Origin of the sequence: Streptomyces sp. NPDC088554, from assembly GCF_044752945.1 — a bacterium.
Lineage (GTDB): Bacteria > Actinomycetota > Actinomycetes > Streptomycetales > Streptomycetaceae > Streptomyces.
Window position 1 is genome coordinate 22,745 of sequence record NZ_JBIVMF010000031.1, and the last position, 20,319, is coordinate 43,063.

Consider the following 20,319-nt stretch of genomic DNA (forward strand, 5'->3'; position numbering starts at 1 on the left):
CCGGAAGTGGGCGAGTGGAGCAAGTAGCTCGGCATGGACGGTATGGATTTCCTCATGTTCTTCCGCTCGTTCCAACCTTACGTGAAGAAATGGCATTATCGTGATCGGCCACGTGGCCGCTGATGCCTTCTGAACTCCGTCGGTAATTAGGAAGTAGAGTCAAACCGGCGCTGCGGCTATAGGTGGCCACATGTGCCCGGAAGAGGGCTCACTGGAAATCCTGACTGCTCCGACGAAACTGGGGACTCCGAGTCGGGTACTGGGCAATATCAAGAGAATTTCAAGTCAGTAACTAGGCTGATGGGTGCTCAAGTGGGGGGTGTGGATTGGCAGTTCCGGGCAATTGTGTCCGCCTGCGCCATGTCCGGCTACGGTAATTACCTCAACCTGATCGCGCTGAGTCTGTTCGCCTACGACGTCACGGGTACCGCGTTCGGTGTCGGCGCGGTCATGGCGTTACGACTGTTCTCCGGTTTCCTGGCCGGGCTCACTGCAGGGGCGCTGTCGGCCAGGGTCGCGCGGCGGACCTCGATGATCTGCGCGGACGTCGCCCAGGCCGCCGCCATGACCGTGCTGGCGCTGTGCGTCTCGCGGATGCCGCTGTGGCTGCTCGCCTGCGTGGTCATGGTCCTGGGCGCGGGGAACACGTTTTTCACCGTTGCCCTGCGTAGCGCGGTTCCGGTCATGGTCGGCCAGGATGCCCGCTCTCATGCGAACGGGTTGCTGGTCACGGCGCGGTCCTTCGCCACGGTGCTCGGCTTCGCCTCGGCAGCGCCGGTCATCGGCCTGGGCGGCTACACCGCCGCGTTCGCCGTCAACGCCGCAAGCTTCATGGTGTCCGCCACCGTGCTGCTGGTCCTGCGCCCGCGCACGGACGAGGTGGGAACCGGCAACTCCGAGGAAGACGCCGAGCCCGACGGCCGGAGAAGCGCCGGGCCGCTGCTCTCCCGGTCGTGCCGTATCCGGATACGACACGCGACAGCAGGCGTGCCCGCTCTTCTGATGGGCATGATCCTGCTCAGAGGAGTCGACGCCCTGGCCTCCTCCTCACACAATGTGGCCTTGCCCGTAGTCGCGCACTCCACCACCCCGTCCAGCCCGGCAGTGCTCATGACCCAGTTCTGGGTGGCCTGGGCGATAGGTACCCTCGTCGCCCACCAGGTGCTCAAACGCAGGCGGGACGCGGCAGCGTGGGGCGAGCGCATGTTCGCGGTCGCCACCTGCTTGATGTCGCTCTCCTTCGTGGTCGCGTTCGCCGGACTGCCCACTCCGGCACTGATAGTGGCGGCTGCGTCGGCGGGATTCGCCGACGGCTGCACCGAGATCATCTACACCTCGCGCCTGCAGGCGGCCCCCGACCTGCAGCGCAGCCGACTGTTCGGATGGTCCGCCACGGCGGAGCAGTCCGGATTCGCGCTGGGAACGGTCGCCGCGGCCGCGGCTCTCGAGGTACTTCCCGCCCTGACCGTCGTGGCCGCCTTCCACGGCGCGGCGGTGTGCGGGGCACTGGCTCTGCTGGTCACCGCCACCCGCCGCGGCACGGCTGCGCCGCTGTCGTCCACCAGCAAAGAAGACGGAGAGGACGCACATGGAACACGTACGGGGGCAGACCCTCTGCCGAGGGCCTGAGCCGGAGCACACCGAGGACGATCCGCGGAGTGCCGTGCAGGCGCTGCTGCGCGCTGCGGGTTCCGGCTCTGACGCGGCGGTCGTCACCATCGCCCCGGACGGTTCCGCGACCGAGCTGCCGTATCCCGAACTGCTGGCCCGGGCTCGCCGGATGCTCACCGGGCTGCGGGAGCGCGGGCTGCGCGCCGGTGACGTGCTGGTGCTGTGCGGATTGCCGCTGGACGAGTTCTTCCCCGCCTTCTGGGCCGGTGTGCTCGGTGGTGCCCGGCCGATGGCCATCGCGGAGCGCGCCGCCGAGGGCTCTCCTGCGCTGGAACGCCTGCTGCACGCCTGTACGTTGCTGGACCAGCCACTGGTACTCAGCGACGCGGCCGGGGCGGCGGCTCTGGCCCGGACGGCTCCGCAGCTGCGGGTCGCGGTGGCGCAGGACTGCCTGAACGCGCTGCCTGCGGACGATCACGCTGAGCCGTCCGCATCCGACGTCGCGCTGCTGATGCTGTCCTCCGGCAGTACCGGTGTGCCCAAGGCCGCGCAGCTGACGCACGCCGGGCTGGCGGACTTCGCCGCGAGCAGCCGGCGCATCCTGGATGTCGGCCCGGACGACACCATGGTGAACTGGCTGCCAGTCGACCACAGCGGCGCGTTTCTGCTGTATCATCTTCTCGCGGTCTTCGCGGGATGCACCAACGTCCACGCACCGACCGATCTGGTCCTGGCCGAACCGCTGCGCTGGCTCGACCTCCTCGACGAGTACGAGGCGCAGCACAGTTGGGCGCCGACGTTCGCCTACCAGCTCGTCGCGGACGCCCTCGCCGAACGGCCGGAGGGCAGCTGGCACTTCGGCCGTGTCAAATCCCTGGTCTGCGGGGGCGAGCAGATCGCCCTGCCGGTGCTGCGCCGCTTCCTTGACGCGACAGCCGCGCACGGAATCCGAGAGGGGCACATCGTTCCGGCGTGGGGCATGGCCGAGACGGTCACGGCCGTCACCTACGGCCGACTCGACCGGCCGGGAACCGTGCACCGCCTCCTCAAGAGCAGCCTGAGCGGCGACCTGATACGGGCCGACGAGCAGACACCCGAGCGCGACTGCGTCACCTTCGTCGCGGCGGGCTCGCCGGCGCACGGGGTCACCCTGCGCATCGTGGACGACCGTGGCGATCCGGCGCCCGAAGGCCGGATCGGTCGGCTTCAAGTGCACTCGCCCGCCCGTCTGATCCCGGGCTATGTGAACAACCCGTCGGCGGACGAGGCGGCCTTCCCCGGCGGACGTGACTGGCTGGACACCGGTGATCTGGCTTTTCTCGATGCGGGACAGGTCGTGGTCACTGGCCGGCGCAAGGACATGATCATCATCAACGGGCACAACATCTACTGCCACGAGGTCGAGGAAGCCGCCACCACCGTCGCCGGCATCCGGGCAGGGGAGGTCGCGGCCTGCGGCGTTCCGCACCCGGAGAGCGGAACGGAGGAGCTGGCCCTGTTCTTCGTGAGCCGCGGCGTCCACGACGACGCGCGCATCACACGGGAAGTGAAGGCGGCGCTGTTCTCCCGGCTCCGCCTCACCGCCGCCCATGTCCTGCCCATTCCGCACGGCGAGTTCCCGAGGACGCCCGCGGGAAAGGTGCGCCGTACCGAACTCAGGGACCGCCTGATCGACGGCGGGCTACGGACGGCACCCCCCCTGCGCGTCGCGGCGGACCCCGACGAGTTGGCGCGGGCAGTGCAGGAGGAGTTGTCCGCCGTGCTGGGGCACCGAGCGGAGGTGGACACGCCGTTCTACGAACAGGGCCTGACGTCCGTGCTCCTCGTACGCCTGCGGGCGCGCCTTGAGTCGCGGTTCGCAACGACGATCACGCAGACCGCGTTCTTCGAACATCCCACGGCCGCCGCGCTCGCCGCGCATGTGGCCGAAGCCGCCGGGGTGCCGCCGGTACCCGCCTACACCAGTGCCGAGTCCGCCGACGGCTCCGAAAACATAGCCGACCACCGCATCGCGATCGTCGGACTCTCCTTGCGCTTCCCGGGCGCCGACACGGTGGAACGGTTCTGGGCCAACCTGCGGGACGGCGTGGACAGCATCCGTGTCTTCGACGAGGAAGAGCTCGCGGCGGCCGGGCTGTCCCCGGAGCAGCGTCGCGCACCTGACCTGGTGCCTGTCGCCGGGGTCCTCGACGGCGTCGACGAATTCGACGCGGACTTCTTCGGGATAAGCCCCAAGGAGGCGGGGCTCACGCACCCCGCGCACCGGCTGTTCCTGGAGTGCTGCCACGAGGCGCTTGAGGACGGCGGTTACGCTGCGGCTGAACCGGGCACCAGCATCGGGGTGTTCGCGGGTTCGGGCATGAACCTCTACGACCACCAGCAGCCTTCGGCGGCCGGTGCCCCGTACGACGGGAGCGACCCCGCCACCGGCATGCAGGCCGCCGTCGGGCAGCAGCCGGACTTCCTCGCCTCCCGAGCCGCCTACCGGCTCGGGCTCACCGGCCCCGCCATCGGCGTGCAGACGGCCTGCTCCACCTCGCTGGTCGCCGTGCACCTCGCGGTCCAGTCCCTGCTGAGCGGTGAGTCGGACCTGGCGCTTGCGGGCGCCGCCGCTGTGCACCTCCCCCAGGAGACGGGTTACCGCAGTCATCCTGGCTCCATCCTGTCGCCCACCGGACGCTGCCGGGCCTTCGACGCGGACGCCGACGGGACCGTGGGCGGCAACGGCGTGGCCGCCGTCCTGCTGAAGCGACTCGACCGGGCACTGGCCGACGGTGACACCGTGCACGCGGTGATTCTGGGCTCCGCGGTCAACAACGACGGTGCGGAAAAGGTGGGCTTCAGCGCTCCCGGCGTCGCGGGGCAGGTCGAGGTCGTACGTCAGGCGTTGCGCAGGGCGGCTGTCCCCGCGGGCACGATCTCGTACGTGGAAGCGCACGGGACCGGCACCAGGCTCGGCGATCCGATCGAGCTCGAAGCACTGAGCCGGGCCCTTGGCGAAGGCACACCCAACACTGCCTTCTGCACCGTCGGATCAGTGAAGCCGAACATCGGGCACCTCGACAGCTGTGCCGGAATGGCCGGGCTGATCAAGACGGTCCTCATGCTGCGGCACCGCACGCTGGTGCCGACGCTGCATCTGACCCGCCCTAACCCCGAACTTCCTCTGGCAGACGGTCCGTTGGCGCTGGGAACCGAGCTGCGGCCATGGCCGTCGCCGCACGGTGTGCCACGGCGGGCCGGGGTCAGCGCTCTCGGGGTCGGCGGCACCAACGCCCATGTGGTGTTGGAGGAGCCCCCGTCGCCGACAGCGCCCCTGGCCGCTGAGACTGACTTGCCCGTACTCGTTCCGGTGTCGGCCCGCGACGCGCAGGCTCTGGGCGCACTGACCGAACGGCTCAGGGACCGGCTGCGACAGCGGCCGGAACTCGCGGCCAGGGACATTGCGGCCACCATGGCACTCGGCAGGCCACACCGTCCGGCACGGACCGCAGCCGTAGGCCGCACGGCCGAGGAACTCGCCCGCGCTCTGCAAGGGCAGTCGGTACCGTCCGGTCCGCTCGGTCCGCTCGCGTTCGCCTTCTCCGGACAGGGCAGCGCCCGCCCCGGCATGGCGAGCGGTCTCTACGCCGCGTATTCCGCGGCCCGGCGCACGCTCGACCGGTGCGAGGAGATCTACGCCGACGAGTTCGGCGGCACCCTGCTCCCGCTCCTGCTCGACGAGCCGGACCAGTCCGCGGCTGAAGGCCATGTGTGGTCCACCGAGACGGCCCAGGCTGCCCTCTTCGCACACCAGTCGGCACTGGTCGAGGTGTGGCGCACCGCCGGTATCCGCCCCACGCTGCTGCTCGGCCACAGTGTCGGCGAGTACGCGGCCCTGTATGCGGGCGGCGCCCTGACCTTCGAGGAGGGACTGCGGCTCACCGCATGGCGCGGCAGGCTGATGCACACCCTCTGCCCGCCCGGCGGCATGCTGGCGGTCCGCGCCGACACAGCGGTCGCGCAGCGCATCGCACAGGCCACCGGAGCCGAACTGGCCGCAGTCAACGGGCCGCACTCCCAGGTGCTCTCCGGCTCACCACAGGCCGTCGAGCAGACGATGCGCCTGCTGGATCAGGAAGGGCTGCGATGGCAGGCGCTCGCCGTCGACCGGGCCTTCCACTCGGCCGCGGTAGAGCCGGCGCTGCGCGACTTCCGCTTGCAAGCGGAGCGCGTGACGTACGAGCCGCTGCGCGTGCCATTGGTCACCGCCGCCGACGGCGAACTGCGTCCGGCGGGCTGGACCGTCGACGCGGACTACCTCTGCCGACAGGCGCGGCAGCCGGTCCGCTTCGATCTGGCCATGGCAGCCGCAGCGGAGCACGGGTGCGAGGACTTCGTGGAGATCGGTTCCGGGGACACTCTCGCCGGCCTCGGCAGGCACTGCTTCCCTGAGAGCCGCTGGGTGAGCGGGCAGGGCCAGGGCACGCGAGCCGACCAGGTGCGCGGGCTCCTGACGGCGCTGGGCTCGCTGTACCGCAAAGGCGCCGAGCTGGACTGGCGTGCGATCACAGAAGACGGAGGCAGGGTGCCGTTGCCTGGGCATCCCCTGCGGCGCCGCAGGGTGGCACCCCGATCCGTCCTGCCGACGCAGGCTCCCGGGCACTCACAGCAACCACCGGCCACCCCCGCGGAGCCTGCTGCGCCGAGCGAACTACTTGATCTGGTACGGGAGCTGACGGCCGACAAACTCGGCAGCGAGGCGGGGGACGTCGCACCCGACAGCTCGTTCTTCGAGCTGGGCGCGGACTCCCTCTCCCTGATGGGCATGACGACGGAGCTGGAACACCGGTACGGCGTACGCATACCCATCAGGGAGCTGTTCTCCTCGGCCGACACCCCGCGCAAGCTTGCCGACCGCCTGGCGTCGCTGCGGGGCGGCGCGACCGAAGTCCCTTCGGCGGAGTCGTGCGTGGAGACGGAGGCGACCGTCTCCACGCACCGGCAGCTTCGGGAACCGGCGCCGGTCCCCGAAGCTGCCGGTGAGCACCACGACCTGTTCGCTCAGCAGCTGAGGCTGGCGGAGCAACTCGTCGATCAGGTGACCGGGGTGATCTCCCGGCAGCTTGACGTGCTCGCGTCCGCTTCCTCCGCCGCTGCCGTCGCTCCGGCCCTGGCACGGCGGACCTCAGCCGCCAGCCCCGTACCCGTACCCGTACCGCCGAAGGCCAGGCCGGAGCCTGAACCAGCGCCTGCGGTACGCCATCCGGCGGCCCTTTCACCCGGATGCGACTTCAGCCTGTATTTCTTCGGCGACTACCCCGAGGACGCCGAACACGACAAATACACACTGATCATGGACGCCGCGGATTTCGCCGACCACCACGGTTTCCACGCCCTGTGGTTCCCGGAGAGGCACTTCAACTCCTTCGGCGCGCTCTTCCCCAACCCCTCCGTGCTCGCCGCCGCGCTCGCAGCCAGGACCAGCCGTATCCGGCTGCACGCGGGTTCCGTGGTACTGCCTCTGCACCACCCGATCCGGGTCGCGGAAGAGTGGTCGATGGTCGACAACATCTCCGGCGGACGGGCGGGCCTGTGCTTCGCGAGCGGCTGGCACGCCACCGACTTCGCGCTCGCTCCGGAGCACTTCGGCCGGCACCGCGAGGTGATGTACGAGCAGCTGGCCACCGTACGGCAGCTCTGGTCGGGGCAGCCGGTCACGGTGACCGCGGGCGACGGCAAACCTGCCGAGATCCGACTGTATCCCCGCCCTGTGCAGGAACAGCCCCCCATGTACGTGGCTGTGGTGGGCAACCCGGACAGCTACCGTCAGGCTGCCGCCCACGACCTGGGTGTGGTCACCAATCTGATGACGCAGACCGTCGAGCAGCTGGCGGAGAACATCGCCCTGTACCGGCGCACGCGCGCCGAGCACGGGCTCGATCCCGCAGCGGGCAGAGTTGTGGTGCTGGTGCACACCTATCTCGGCGACAACGCCGAGCGGGCGCGGGCCGAGGCGTACCGGCCGTTCGTGTCCTACCTGCGCTCCTCGCTGTCGCTTTTCGACCAGGTCACCAACAGCCTTGGCTTCGAGGTCGACCTGGACAACACCTCCGAGGACGACGTGGAGTTCCTGCTCGGGCGCGCCTACGAACGCTACTGCGACTCCCGCGCGCTGATCGGCGACGAGCACACGGCCGCCGAGACGGTGCGTCGGCTGGTGGACGCAGGAGCGGACGAGATCGCCTGCTTCGTGGACTTCGGCGTGCCGAAGGAGAAGGTACTGGCGGCCCTGCCCGCGCTCGACCGGGTCCGGCGACGTGAGCAGCCGACGGCTCGGCAGCGAGCGGCACTTGTGCCGAAGCGGCTGCCCCTGTCGCCCGCCCAGCGCCGCATCTGGTTCCTGGAGCAACTCCACCCCGGTACCAGCATGTACCACGAGCCCAAGGCGATCCGGCTGGACGGCCCACTGAACGTGCCCGCGCTGCAAGGGGCACTGCAACGGGTCACGGACCGGCATCCGGCGCTGCGTACCGTGTTCCCGGACGCCGACGGCATTCCATACCAGGAAATCCGTCCCCAGGCGCGCCTCGACTGTCCGGTCGACGACCACAGCGGGGTATCGGAGGAGAAGGCGCTGCGCGGCGTTCTGGAGACCGAGGGACGCCGGATCTTCGACCTGAGCACCGGACCGCTGGTCTCGGCCCGGCTGCTGCGCCTGTCGGAAGAGCGACACCTCCTCTTTCTGCTGGCCCATCACATCGTCTTCGATTCGTCTTCCACAGCGGTGCTGGCCCGCGACCTTGCGGCCTGTTACCGCTCCTGGCCGCACGGCGATACCGAACTGCCACCCTTGACCGGCGGGCACGCGCCAAATGAGCCCGATCCCGCGGAGATTGCCGCGTCCCTCGACTTCTGGCGGCGCGAGCTCAGCGGTGCCCCGGAACTCTCGCTGCCCACGGACCGGCCACGTCCGCCGGTCAGGTCGGGGGCGGGGGCGAGCCTCACCCACGCGCTGGACGCCGAACTCGTCGGCAGGTTGCGGGCGTTCGCCGCCGGACACCGAGCCACGGTCTTCATGACGCTGACCGGTGCCATCGCGGCGGTGCTCGGCCGCTTCAGTGGACAGGAGGACGTGGTACTCGGCACCGCGGTCGCCGCCCGGCCCTCCGACGCAGAGCACCACATCGGCCTGTTCCTCGACACCGTGGCCCTGCGCCTGGACCTCTCCGGCGACCCGGACTTCCCGACGCTGCTGCACCGGGTGAGGGAGAGCAGCACTTCGGCGTACGAACACCGCGCCGTCCCCTTCGACGAGTTGGTCGGCACGCTGAACCCGCGCCGCGACCCGAGCCGCAATCCGCTCTTCCAGGTGTTGGTGGAGTACGAGAACGAGGGCGAGGTGGAGTTCGACCCGCCCCGGTTGACGGCCGCACTGCTGGATATGCCGAGCGAACGCGCCCCCTTCGACCTCAGCGTGTATCTCACGCACCACCGTGACGGTGTGCGGTTCATGGTCGAGTACGACACGGCTCTGTTCGACGAGAGCACAGTGCGCCGCATTGTGGACTACGTCGAGCAGACGCTGCGCCGTGCCCTCGATGCTCCCGGCGCACCGTTGCGCGAACTGACCATGGTCACCGATACCGACCGGACGGCCCTGGCACGGCTGGGACACCGGGACGCACCACTGCCCGACGCCGAGGACACCCTGCACGGGCTCTTCGAACAGCAGGCGCGACGCACGCCGGACGCCGTCGCGCTGGTGAGCGGTGAAGAGAGGCTCAGCTACGGGGAGTTGGGCACGCGCGCGGAAAGGCTCGCCCGGCAACTGCGCGCCAGGGGTGCGACGCGCGGAGAGCGCGTGGCAGTACTGCTGCCCCGCGGGACGCAGCTGATCACCGCGCTGCTGGGGGTACTCAAGAGCGGCGCCGCGTATCTGCCCCTGGACCCGTCCGTGCCCACCCCGCGACTCGCCGCCCTCCTCGACGACGGCATGCCTGTCCTGCTGCTGACATCTGATGCCCTCCTCGCCCGGCATCCAGAGCTCGCCGCCCGGTGGCCTGTACACCTGGTGGACGATGCGGGTGACTTGGACGAAGCGGACGACGTCCTGGACGACGGAGCGCGGTCGGAGGACCCGGCGTACTGCATCTACACCTCGGGCTCGACCGGCCGTCCCAAGGGAGTCGTCGTGCCCCACCGCGGACCGGTCAACCTCGTACGCGGGCATGTGGCACAACATCCCGCGCTGCGTACCCTGCAGTGGACCTCGCCCGCGTTCGACGTCAGCGTGCAGGAGATCTTCACCACGCTGGCCTCCGGAGCCGCGCTCGTGCTGATCGATGACGAGGTGCGGCACGATCCGGCGGCCGTCGCGGAGGCGGTTCGCCGCCACGACGTGCAGCGGATGTTCATGCCCTGTACGCCGCTGAAGTACCTGATCGGGACCGGCCCCGAACTGCCTTCCCTCCGCGAACTGTTCTCGGCGGGCGAGGCGCTGCAGCTCACCGATGCGTTCCGCCGCTTCCTCGCCGCGCACCCACAGTGCGCCCTGTACAACCAGTACGGCCCCACGGAGACCTCCGTCATCGTCACCTCGCACCGCGTCGACCCCGGTGGCGAGGAGTGGCCGCCGATCGGTACCCCGGTGCCGGGGGCGCGGATTCTGCTGCGGGACGGCGCCGGGCGTGAGGTGCCGGTGGGCGCCGTCGGCGAGATCCATGTGAGCGGTGCTCCGGTCGCACACGGCTATCACGCGCGGCCCGCCGAGACGGCCGCGGCTTTCCTCGACGACTCTGCGGGATCGGTGCTGTACCGGACGGGTGACCTCGGACGCTGGCGCACGGACGGCTCCCTCCAGTACTGCGGCCGAACCGACGACCAGGTCAAGATCCGCGGTCACCGGGTCGAACCCGCCGAGGTTCTCACAGCGCTGACGGCGCTTCCCGGAGTCCGCGACGCGGCCGTCGTCCCCCGCCGCGACCGGCACGGAGAAGTGGAGTTCGTCGCCTATGTGGTCCCCGAGACACCTGCCGACGACCTGCGCCGCCTGCGTGCCACGCTCTCCGCGGAACTTCCCGACCACCTGGTGCCGGGCCACTGGGTGAGCCTGGAGCGGCTCCCGGTCAACGCCTCCGGCAAGCTGGACCGGGGCCGGCTGCCCGAGCCCGCGCCCGCTGACGAGGCCCGGGGCGCGGACGCGGAGCCCACCACCCGGCTGGAGAAGTCCCTGCACGAACTGTGGTGTGACGAACTCGGCGCGCACCAGGTGCCGGTGACCCGCTCCTTCTTCGAACTCGGCGGCCACTCCCTGAGCGCCATCAGACTGCTGCACCGGATGGCGGATCAGCTGGACGTCGAGGTGTCCATGGCCGACTTCTTCCAGGATCCGACCATCCGGGGCGTCGCGGCACGCCGGGAACAGTCCGGGCCCGAACTGTCCGAACCCGTCGCCGGCGCGGATGAGGTCGTGGACACCGTGCCGATGCCCTCAACTCTGCGCCGGTTGTGGCATCGGCATCACCAGCTCACCGACCCCGCCGTCTACAACGTCGCCCACCGCATCGACCTGCACGGCGACTTGGACCACGGAATCCTCACGCGCGCCCTGGAAGACCTGGTGGGGCGCCACCACGCGCTGCGCAGCAGGGCTGTACGGCGCGACGGCCAGTACGTCGTCGAGGTGCTGGCCGACGTCCCCGCGGACCTGCCGGTCACCGATCTCACCGAACACACCAAGGACGCCGCGTTCGTCGAACGGTGGTGTCTGGACCACGCGTCCCCCGCGTTCGCGATGGACCGCGCGCCGCTGTTCCGCTTCCGGCTGGCACGACTCGGCCCCGATCGCTGGGTGCTGGTGACCGTGTTCCACCACGCGATCTGCGACGGCTGGTCCATGGGCATCATCTGGCACGAACTGCAGGAGCTCTACAACTCCCGGCGCAGCGGCACCAACGCCCCACTGGCTCCACCCGCAGTGCAGTTCACGGACTGCGCACGAGCGGAACACCGGCTGGACGACACGCGCAGGGCGGAACTCGAGAAGTTCTGGCGCACCGAACTCGACGGTGCACCACTGCGTTTGGAGCTTCCCTACGACCGGCCGCGCCCTGAGTCATTGTCCGGCCGGGGCGCCCTGCACACCTGGACCATCGAAGGAGACACACCCGGTCGGGTCGCGGACACCGCAGCCCGCCTGGGGACAACCCCATACACCGTGCTGGCCGCGGCGTTCGCCACCTGGGCGGCCCGACTGTGCGGCCGGCCTGACGATGTCGTGCTGGCCGCGTCCAGCGCGAACCGCACGCAACGCGAGCGGTCGGACGTGGTCGGACTGCTGGGTGACGCCATCCTGCTGCGCGCCCGGCTCGGCGAGGCCGAGACATTCGCCGATCTCGTGAAGCAGCTGGGCTCGACCCTCTTCACCGTGCTCGACCACCAAGAACTACCGCTGAGCGAGGTGGCGGAGCTCGTTTCGCCCGGAACCGCCGACTCACTGTTCCCCACCGTACTGTTCACCGTGATCACCACACCGCCACCAGCGCTGGACCTGCGATCGGCGACAACCACGGTACGCGGCCTCCCCACGTCGGGCGTAGCACGGAACGAGCTCTACGTGGTCCTGTCGCCCGGGGATGACACCATAACCGTCACCTTCGAGTACTCCACCGATCTGTTCGAGCAGACGACAATTGAGACATGGGGCCAACGCTTCGCTGAAGTCCTGCAGGATGCTACGGAGAGCCACTGGCGTCCACTGCGGAGCCTGCTACGTCTCTGAGCCGGACAAGGGCCTAAGGGGCCGTAAAGAATCAACACGTTGCTTCCCGGTCTGCCTGTCGTTGGTGTGGTATGTCCATACCGAACGAGGTTCGTGACCAACTTGCCCTGAAACTCGGGGTGTTGTTACCTCATCTGAATGAGCGGCAGCAGCGGCTGGCGCTGGCCGCCGAGGCCCGGCTGCTGGGGCACGGCGGGGTTCGGGCCGTCGCTCATGCCGCAGGGGTGAGCGAGACGACGGTGCGCAAGGGGGTCTTCGAGCTGGAGGGCGGTGAGGACCCATTGCCCGATGGCCGGGTGCGCCGGGCCGGCGGCGGTCGCAAGAGCGCCGAGGAGCTTGACCCGCTGCTCGTTCCGGCGTTGCTGGCGCTGGTCGAGCCGGATGAGCGGGGCGATCCGATGTCGCCGCTGCGGTGGACGACCAGGTCGCTGCGGTCTCTGGCCGGGGAGCTGACGAGGCAGGGCCATGCCGCCTCGGCGCCGACCGTGGGCAGGCTGCTGCGCGAGAACGGTTTCAGTCTGCAGGCCAATGCCAAGACCCTTGAGGGCGCTCAACACCCCGACCGCGACGCGCAGTTCCGGTACATCAACGACCAGGTCAAGGACCATCAGGCGGACGGCGAGCCGGTGGTCAGTGTGGACACGAAAAAGAAGGAAGTCGTCGGGGAGTTCAAGAACGTGGGACGTCAATGGCGGCCGGCTGGTGAGCCCGTGCGGGTTGACGTCCATGACTTCCCCGGTGATGCACTGGGCAAGGCCCTGCCCTACGGCATCTACGACCTGGCGGCGAACACCGGCTGGGTGAACGTCGGTACGGATCACGACACCGCAGCCTTCGCGGTCGAATCGATCCGCCGTTGGTGGAACGGGCAAGGATGCCTCGATTATCCGCAGGCCAGACGTCTACTGATCAGTGCCGATGCTGGCGGCTCCAACGGCTATCGCACCCGGGCCTTCAAGACCGAGCTGGCCGCGTTCGCCGCCCGGACCGGCCTGGCCGTCACGGTCTGCCACATGCCGCCGGGCACATCGAAGTGGAACAAAGTGGAACATCGGCTGTTCTCCGCGATCACCATGAACTGGCGCGGCAGACCGCTGAACAGCCACGAAGTCGTTGTGCAGTCCATCGCCGCGACCACCACCCGCACCGGTCTCACCGTCCACGCGGAACTCGACACCGACGCCTATCCCATCGGTGTGAAGGTCAGCGATGCCGAGCTGAACGCAGTGCCGGTCACCGGACATGCCTTTCACGGCGAATGGAACTACACCGTGCACCCACACCCCGCCAGCCCGGCAGGCCCCATCGGACCAACACCCGGGCCGACGGCGGTCTTCGACCGCGGAGCTCTGTCACATCCCGCGCTGACCGGTATGACCTGCACCGCACTGACCGAGCTGACTGAGACCCTGACCGCCGACTGGCAGACGCTGCAGAAACAGGACCCCGCCGCCCGACGCGACGGCGGCGAGCGACGCCGGGCCCCGGGCGGCGGCCGCAAAGCCAAACTCGATCTGGCCGACCGGGTCCTGGCCACCGTGCTGCAACAAAACCTCGCCCTGCCGCCTACCGTGCTGGCCCACCTCTTCGCCGTCAGCAAGGACACCATCCGCCACACCACCAGCGAGATCCGGCGACTGATGGACCAGCACGCACACACACCCCGGCCCCCAGCAGCACACCTCAACACCGTGGCCGGACTCCTCGTCCACGCCGCAGCACACGGCGTGACCCTCACGACAGAGACCGAAGCAACGTGTTGATTCTTTACGGCCCCTAATACTCCAGCGGTAGTTCGCTATCGTCCCTGGTCAGGGGCTTGCTATTGAGTCTAGTTGACTGACGGTGCGTCATGTTGTGGCAGTTCGTGACCGGCGGTGCGATGGGCGTAGTGGCAGCGTTTGGCGGTGGCTTGGTGGCGTCTCCTGAAGCGGGACCAAGTCAGTGCGCGGTCGGGATGCCGGTGACGCGTGGGGCTGGGACGGAGAGCTTCCAGGAGTCTCCGGATTTCTGCCAGGGTGAGGGGCGCGAGAGTGCGGTAATCGTTTCTTCGGCCCCCTTTTCGATCTCGGCGGCGGCCATGGCGGCGAGGAAGGCGTGGGCGAGCATGGCCAAGGTGATGTGCCGGTACCAGCCCGGGTAGCGGCGGACTTCGTACTGGTCGAGGCCGCATTCGTTCTTCGCGGCCTGGAAGCATTCCTCGATCGCCCACCGTGATCCTGCGATGCGGACCAGGTCTTCGACGGTGACACCGTCGGGTGCGTAGGCCAGGTAGTAGGCGAGCTCGTCCGGTCGGGCCAGGCTGCGGCGGGCCAGCACCCAGCGGCGGTGGGTGGGTGTGTCGCCGTCGAAGATGTCGATGACCGGCAGCTGGGCGGCTGCCCAGTGGTAGACACGCGGGCCCTTCGCGCCATCGCCGCAGGACAGGCGCTGCCAGACGTCATCGGGCGCTTCGGCCATGAGCTGGTCGATGCGCCAGATTCCTGCCAGTGACTTGACCTGCTGCGATTTCGGGACAGCGAGCACATAGCCGACACCCGCCTCTTCAAGCATTCGCCGGAAGCCCCACTCCTGCCCGTAGGCGGAATCGGCGGTGACCCATGCGATGGGCAGGTCGGAGGCGAGGGCGCGCAGCACCAGGCTCCGGGCCAGTTCGCCTTTGGTCGCGAAGACCCGCTCGTCGGGGATCTTCGCTGCCCGGCACCGGTCCCGGTCGCCCGTCCAGGATTTGGGCAGATACAGCTCGCGGTCGACCAGCGCCCGGCCCTTGGCCGAGGCATAGGCGGCGAACACGCCGATCTGGCAGTTCTCGGTGCGGCCGGCAGTGCCCGAATACTGCCGTTGGACCCCGGCCGAGGTGGTGCCCTTCTTGAGGAACCCGGTGTCGTCGAGGATCAGGATGCCGCTCTCGTCGCCGAGCTTCTCGGCCACGTACGCCTGCACGTCGTCACGGAGTGCATCCGCGTCCCAGCGTGCCCGGTTCAGGAGGTGTTGGAGCGCGTCCGGTGTGCTGTGACCTGCGAATTCGGCGAGCTGCCAGCCGTTCTTGCGGCCTACCGGCCCCAGCAGGCCACGCACATAGGCGCGCATCCTCCACCGAAGATCCACCCGGCCGAACCGCTGCCCGACCCGCAGCAGCAACTCCTCCAGCTCCGCCGCCCACCCCGCCGCCAGCTCCATCTCGTGCACACCCGGAACAACGGTCGCACCGCACCGCCGGTCACGAACTGCCACAACATGACGCACCGTCAGTCAACTAGACTCAATAGCAAGCCCCTGACCAGGGACGATAGCGAACTACCGCTGGAGTATTAGAGGATGTCTCACGTGGCGTGACGTTTGTGCGGCATGATGCCGGTTGTGGGTGCTGATCTGTCGCAGCGGCTGGTTCCTGATGAACTGTGGGAACTGGTCGCCCCGTTACTGCCGTCGTTCGCTGCTCGTCCGCAGGGTGGCGGGACCGCTCCGTGTGATGAGCGGGCCGTGTTCACTGCTGTGGTGTACGTGCTGACCAGCGGTTGCGCCTGGCGGCATCTGCCGCCGACGTTCGGCACGTCTGCCGCGACGGCGCATCGCCGGTTCACGGTGTGGACCGAGGCGGGCCTGTGGCGCCGACTGCATCGGGCGGTGTTGGACGAACTCGGCGCCAGGGGCGAGGTCGACTGGACCTCGGCGATCATTGACGCGGCCTCAGTCCGGGCGAAAAGGGGGGCGCCCTGACCGGGCCGAATCCGGTTGATCGTCGACAGAGGCCCTTCGCGGACAGCGAGAGCACCATCTCGTCCACGCCGGTCAGCCGGCGCTGCCGCTTCTTGACGATGGCCGGCTCGAAGGAGCCCTCCCGGTCGCGGGGCACGTCAATCTCGACCGGCCCGATGTCCGTCAGCACCGTCTTGGACCGGGTGCCGTTACGGGAGTTGCCGCCGTCCTTGCCCGCCGGGTCGTGCTTGTCATAGCCGAGGTGGTCGGTGATCTCGCCCTCCAGGGCGGACTCCAGAACCGCCTTGGTCAGCTGCTGCAGCAGCCCGCCCTCGCCGGTCAACTGCAGCCCCTTGCTGCGGGCCTGCCCGACGAGCTGGTCGATCAGTTTCTGCTCGACCGTCGCGGCCTCCGGCGACGGTTCCGCCTGGTCGTCGGTGGCCACGAACTCGGTCACGGTGTCAGTCACTTGATATCTCTTCCATGATCATCAATTACACCGGTGAGCGTACAGACCCGTCGGACGAGAATCAGAAATCGAGCTCGATGTAGTCGATGTCGGTGAAGGCCACCTGCAGACCGGCAGCACGAAGTCCGCGGTCTTTGAAGTAGATCTCCTGCAGGCCTTCGGCGGCGATCTCCCGGAGCTGCTGGTCGGTGGCGCCTGCAGTGTGGGCGTCGAGGAGACGGGCCGCGTAGTCGGGGGGAAGGTGCTGGGTGATCAGGCGGACGCGGGCGTCGTCGGTGGTGCCGGGGGCGGCGGTGTAGCCGAACCGGGCCCGGGTCTCGATCATGATGCCGCCTATGGTGGCTGCCTGCTGTCTGGCCTTCGCGCGTACGCGGGGCTGCCAGCGTCGGCGGACTTCGTCGGTAAGGCGGGTGGCGAGTTCCGGGCGGGGCTGTTTGATCTGGCCTTTCACGTAGCGTTCGACGGTGCGCTGGGAGATGCCCAGCATGTTGGCTGCGGCCCGGGTGCCCTTGGCGGTTTTGACGAGGAAGCGCATCTGGGCCTGCGGGGACTTGGGCAGGGGCCGGGTGAGGGTGTTGGCGGTCGCTTTGTCGAGGCTGTCGCTGAAGATGCCCATGTGCGGTTCCTACTCCCCGCCCGCGGCGGCGTCGGTGCCTTTGATGTGCCGGGCGGGGTTGTGGCCTTCGTCGAGCATCTTCACCGCCCACATCAGTGACTGGGTGCCTTCGTGCTTGACCATGCCGGGGCTGACCCCGAGGCGGAAGCCGCCGGGCAGCGGCTTGCCCTCGGGGGTGCGGGGCAGGAAGTCCAAAGGGGTGGGGCCGTCGGAGAGGTAGACGGCGCAGTCGGACAGCACGGCGATCGGGAACAGGCCGGTGGCGGCAAGTTTGAGCATCTTGCGGTGCATGTTGACGCGGGCGGTGGCGATGACGGCGGCACGGATGTCGGGCCGCCAGGTGGGGCGCTCCAGAGCGGGCCAGCGCTCGCCGGGCCGGTAGCCGGCGCCCTGGGGGCGTTCGCGGAGCTTGCCGATGCCGCCCTTGACGGTTGCCTTGATCGCGGAGAGGACAGCGGCCTGGGCGGGATCGGTGCCCTTGTGGTGTTCCATGGCGGCCAGGAAGTCCGCCTCGTTCATGCCCGCGCTGACGCCGAGGCGTTCCATGGTGGCCAGGTAGGCGTCGCGCAGCCGGGTGTACCAGCCGTCCAGGTAGGAACCGGACTCGGGGCGCAGCCAGGCCTCAAGCGGGGTGCTGTCGCAGCCGAGTTCGGCGGCGTAGGCGACGGTGGGGGTCGCGTACCAGGCCGGGCCTTCGGGCCGTAGGCCGTGTGGGGTGAAGGGGTTGGGCAGGCGGGTGTCGAGGTTGATGTGGGAGAGGTCGACGAGCCAGCTGCCGGGCGTTTTCTTGTCGAAGCGGGGGTGGTTGACGTGGACGGGGGCGCCAAGGCCGACGGTGAGCCGGTTGACGGCTGCGGCGAAGGCCATGTTGACGTCGATGCCCACCGCGAACGGCTTTGCGCATTCGTCGTCGGTGAGCTGTTCCGGGTCGCGGATCCACTCGAAGGCTTCTTCGTCGAGGACCTCCGCGGGGGTGCGCTGGTGGCTGCGCGGGGAGCGGGCGGTGACGACGGGGTGCTCGTCGGGTGCTTCCGGCGCTGCGGGGTCGACCGCCTGGGTGAGGGCGCCGGGGTTCGGTCCGGACATCCAGGTGTCGGTGGCGGGGTCTTTGACGGGGCGGGTGGGCGGGCGCAGCGCGGTCATGAGTTCCAGGCCGCATACGGCCGCGGAACCGCGCGGGGTGATCACGCGGGTGGCGTAGTCGCCGAGGATCTGGGCCAGTTCGGGGGCCGGGAGTTGGCCGGCGCTCCCCCAGGTGCGGGTGTCGAGAGCCCCCCAGGGCAGTACGGCGAGCTGGACGCACTGACGTCGGCCGCCCTCGGCGGGCCGGTAGACGCGGGCCCAGGGGCCGAATCCGCGGCGCGTCAGCTTCCACTTGGCGCGGGCGAGTTCACGCACCAGCGGGTGGTTGTCGGCCAGGCGCAGCGCGCGGCGGTCCTCCAGCGCGGGGGGCAGGCCGAAGCGGGCGGCGGCCTGGGCGGTGAGGACGATCAGCGGATCGGAGTCCTTGCCATGGCGGTGCAGTCTCTCGGCACCGAGTCCGGACTCCTTCAGTGCCCAGTCGGCCAGTTGCGGGATGGTGGCCGCGGGACACTCCAGCAGCACTCCGCCCGGGCAGTACGCGGTGCCGTCTGCGTCCAGCACCGCCAGCGGCCCGTTCGGGAACCGCGAGTCGGCGGCTGGTGCGGCATCCGTCGGCCGGGACGGGCGCGGCGCAACCGGCGTGGGGGTGTGTGGCATGTCGTGCGCCGGGGGTGCCGTGGGTGAAGCCGTCGCAGCGCCCACTGCTGTCTGGACCGACGGCACGGAGAGGGGCTCTGCTGGGATCGCGGGCCTGCCGGGGGGCGGGACGGGTGCGGGATGGCGCTGGGCGAGGCCCTCGAGCAGCCTGCGGTAGGCCTCGCGGCGCTCCCCTTTCGGCTCGGCCCGTCCGGCCTCCCATGCCTCGATGCTCGGCACGCGCACGCCGAGAGCCTGGGCGAGGGCCGCCCGGGTCAGCCCGGCTGCTTCACGCAGCCTCACTCTCTCGGCCGGGAGGGGCAGCACGGTGCCATCGTCGACGGCGGCAAGCAGCGAGTCGACGGCTGCGAACAGTTCATGGGACTGGTCCGTCATATGTGCTCCTCCCCCTACCTGACGCCCTGGCGGATCTCTTCGAGGCGGGTCATCAGCCGCTGATAGCGCTGCGAAGCAGCCTGGGAGGAGTTGAGCCCCTGATGCTGGGCGACCTGCCGCCAGTCCATGTCGCGACGCCTGGCCTCGATGACCACCTGGGATTCCAGCCGGTCCAGCTGATGCCGCATGTCCTCGAACAAGCCGAGTGCCGCACCCACATCATCCGGGGTCACGTCCACTGCCTGCCCGCCGCTTTGTTGATGATTGGCCGCAGCCATCATCAACCGCCCCAGCAGTGCGGCGTCCTGTTCCAAGCTGCGCGCCGGGGCCCAGTGGGCGGTGGAGTCCTCCGCAAGTGCGGACAACCGCCGGCGGGCCTCGTCGCGAGCATCACGTGCCATACGGCCAGCCTACCACAACGGTTCAACTAAACAACATATTGTTGTTTAGTTTCCGCATCGCGATGCCGTCCGAGTGCAGGCTTCCTGTCGCTTGGGTGACGATGGGGACATGCCCGTTCAAGAGGAGACGCCGGATGCGCCTCTGCCGCAGATCCCTCGCCGCATCCGGGCCGTCGGCCCGGGCTGGCACCCTGTACTGCTCCGCCTGCACAAGCAGTTGGGCGCCGTCTGCCCTGACTACCGCGTAGTCGACGTGAAAGAGAAGTTCGGCGGCCTGCGGGTGTATATCGAAACCGCCGAAGGAAGCGCCAGCGGCCCACTTGCGTCTCTCATCAGGGCCGCCGAGGCGGATACTTCCGTCCTCTGCGAGTTCTGCGGCGCTCCGGGGCGGGCGAGGTCCCGCGGTGACGCACCGGCAGGGTGGATCAAGACGGTGTGCGACAGATGCCACCGGGCATGGTCCGCGCGCGAGTTGATGATCGTCAACGGTGCGGTCTGGCCGTCAGGCCGAGGTCCTGATACCTCTGCGGCACAGGGCTGATGGCCAGAGCGCCTATGCCGAACTGCCGTCCGCCTCAGTCCAGTTGCTGTCTTCACCGAGGAGCTGCAGTCCAGCACGTGGCAGCAGCGAGCCGTGCTGAACGAG

General features: G+C 69.2%; 8 protein-coding genes and 1 pseudogene. 4 read left to right on the top strand and 5 right to left on the bottom strand.

The genetic code is table 11. The annotated features are described in order from the left end of the window. Window positions 1-360 precede the first annotated feature (360 nt). The 3 genes from ACIP8W_RS27815 (at window position 361) to ACIP8W_RS27825 (ending at window position 14,136) form a co-directional block, all read left to right on the top strand. A complete protein-coding gene (locus ACIP8W_RS27815) occupies window positions 361-1,629 on the top strand; it encodes an MFS transporter (protein WP_402205081.1) in 1,269 nt (422 codons plus the stop codon). After that, window positions 1,589-12,373 (top strand): amino acid adenylation domain-containing protein, encoded by a 10,785-nt coding sequence (locus tag ACIP8W_RS27820; RefSeq protein WP_402205083.1) that lies wholly within the window; start codon window positions 1,589-1,591, stop codon window positions 12,371-12,373. Before ACIP8W_RS27815 ends, ACIP8W_RS27820 begins: the two co-directional genes overlap by 41 nt. A gap of 71 nt (window positions 12,374-12,444) precedes the next feature. Beyond that, window positions 12,445-14,136 (top strand): ISAzo13 family transposase, encoded by a 1,692-nt coding sequence (locus ACIP8W_RS27825; RefSeq protein WP_402205085.1) that lies wholly within the window; start codon window positions 12,445-12,447, stop codon window positions 14,134-14,136. A 178-nt stretch (window positions 14,137-14,314) separates the two neighbouring features. Here the strand turns inward: ACIP8W_RS27825 and ACIP8W_RS27830 are convergent, their stop codons facing one another. Continuing rightward, a complete protein-coding gene (locus ACIP8W_RS27830; protein ID WP_402205127.1) occupies window positions 14,315-15,553 on the bottom strand; it encodes an IS701 family transposase in 1,239 nt (412 codons plus the stop codon). A gap of 180 nt (window positions 15,554-15,733) precedes the next feature. Here ACIP8W_RS27830 and ACIP8W_RS27835 point away from each other — a divergent pair, with 180 nt between their 5' ends. Next, window positions 15,734-16,093 carry a transposase gene (locus ACIP8W_RS27835; protein WP_402205087.1) on the top strand — a complete coding sequence of 120 codons (360 nt, stop codon included), beginning with the start codon at window positions 15,734-15,736 and terminating at the stop codon, window positions 16,091-16,093. Between the two features lie 28 nt (window positions 16,094-16,121). On the opposite strand, the pseudogene ACIP8W_RS27840 reads toward ACIP8W_RS27835, so the two are convergent. The 4 genes and pseudogenes from ACIP8W_RS27840 to ACIP8W_RS27855 all read right to left on the bottom strand — a co-directional run. Next, window positions 16,122-16,460, bottom strand: a pseudogene (locus ACIP8W_RS27840) (transposase); the annotation flags it as partial. Between the two features lie 142 nt (window positions 16,461-16,602). Beyond that, on the bottom strand, window positions 16,603-17,157 hold the full coding sequence (gene tpg, locus ACIP8W_RS27845; protein ID WP_402205088.1) for a telomere-protecting terminal protein Tpg: 555 nt from the start codon (window positions 17,155-17,157) through the stop codon (window positions 16,603-16,605). 9 nt (window positions 17,158-17,166) lie between these two features. Further along, window positions 17,167-19,272 (bottom strand): telomere-associated protein Tap, encoded by a 2,106-nt coding sequence (gene tap / locus ACIP8W_RS27850; protein ID WP_402205090.1) that lies wholly within the window; start codon window positions 19,270-19,272, stop codon window positions 17,167-17,169. Window positions 19,273-19,286: 14 nt separating this feature from the next. After that, window positions 19,287-19,673 carry a hypothetical protein gene (locus tag ACIP8W_RS27855; protein WP_402205092.1) on the bottom strand — a complete coding sequence of 129 codons (387 nt, stop codon included), beginning with the start codon at window positions 19,671-19,673 and terminating at the stop codon, window positions 19,287-19,289. Between the last annotated feature and the right edge of the window lie 646 nt (window positions 19,674-20,319).

Bases quoted from the DNA above. Each gene is read 5' to 3' on its own strand.
- ACIP8W_RS27825 (WP_402205085.1), top strand. From the start codon at position 12,445: ATGTCCATACCGAACGAGGTTCGTGACCAACTTGCCCTGAAACTCGGG.
- tpg (WP_402205088.1), bottom strand. From the start codon at position 17,157: ATGGGCATCTTCAGCGACAGCCTCGACAAAGCGACCGCCAACACCCTC.
- ACIP8W_RS27830 (WP_402205127.1), bottom strand. From the start codon at position 15,553: ATGGAGCTGGCGGCGGGGTGGGCGGCGGAGCTGGAGGAGTTGCTGCTG.
- ACIP8W_RS27820 (WP_402205083.1), top strand. From the start codon at position 1,589: ATGGAACACGTACGGGGGCAGACCCTCTGCCGAGGGCCTGAGCCGGAG.
- ACIP8W_RS27855 (WP_402205092.1), bottom strand. From the start codon at position 19,673: ATGGCACGTGATGCTCGCGACGAGGCCCGCCGGCGGTTGTCCGCACTT.
- tap (WP_402205090.1), bottom strand. From the start codon at position 19,272: ATGACGGACCAGTCCCATGAACTGTTCGCAGCCGTCGACTCGCTGCTT.
- ACIP8W_RS27815 (WP_402205081.1), top strand. From the start codon at position 361: ATGTCCGGCTACGGTAATTACCTCAACCTGATCGCGCTGAGTCTGTTC.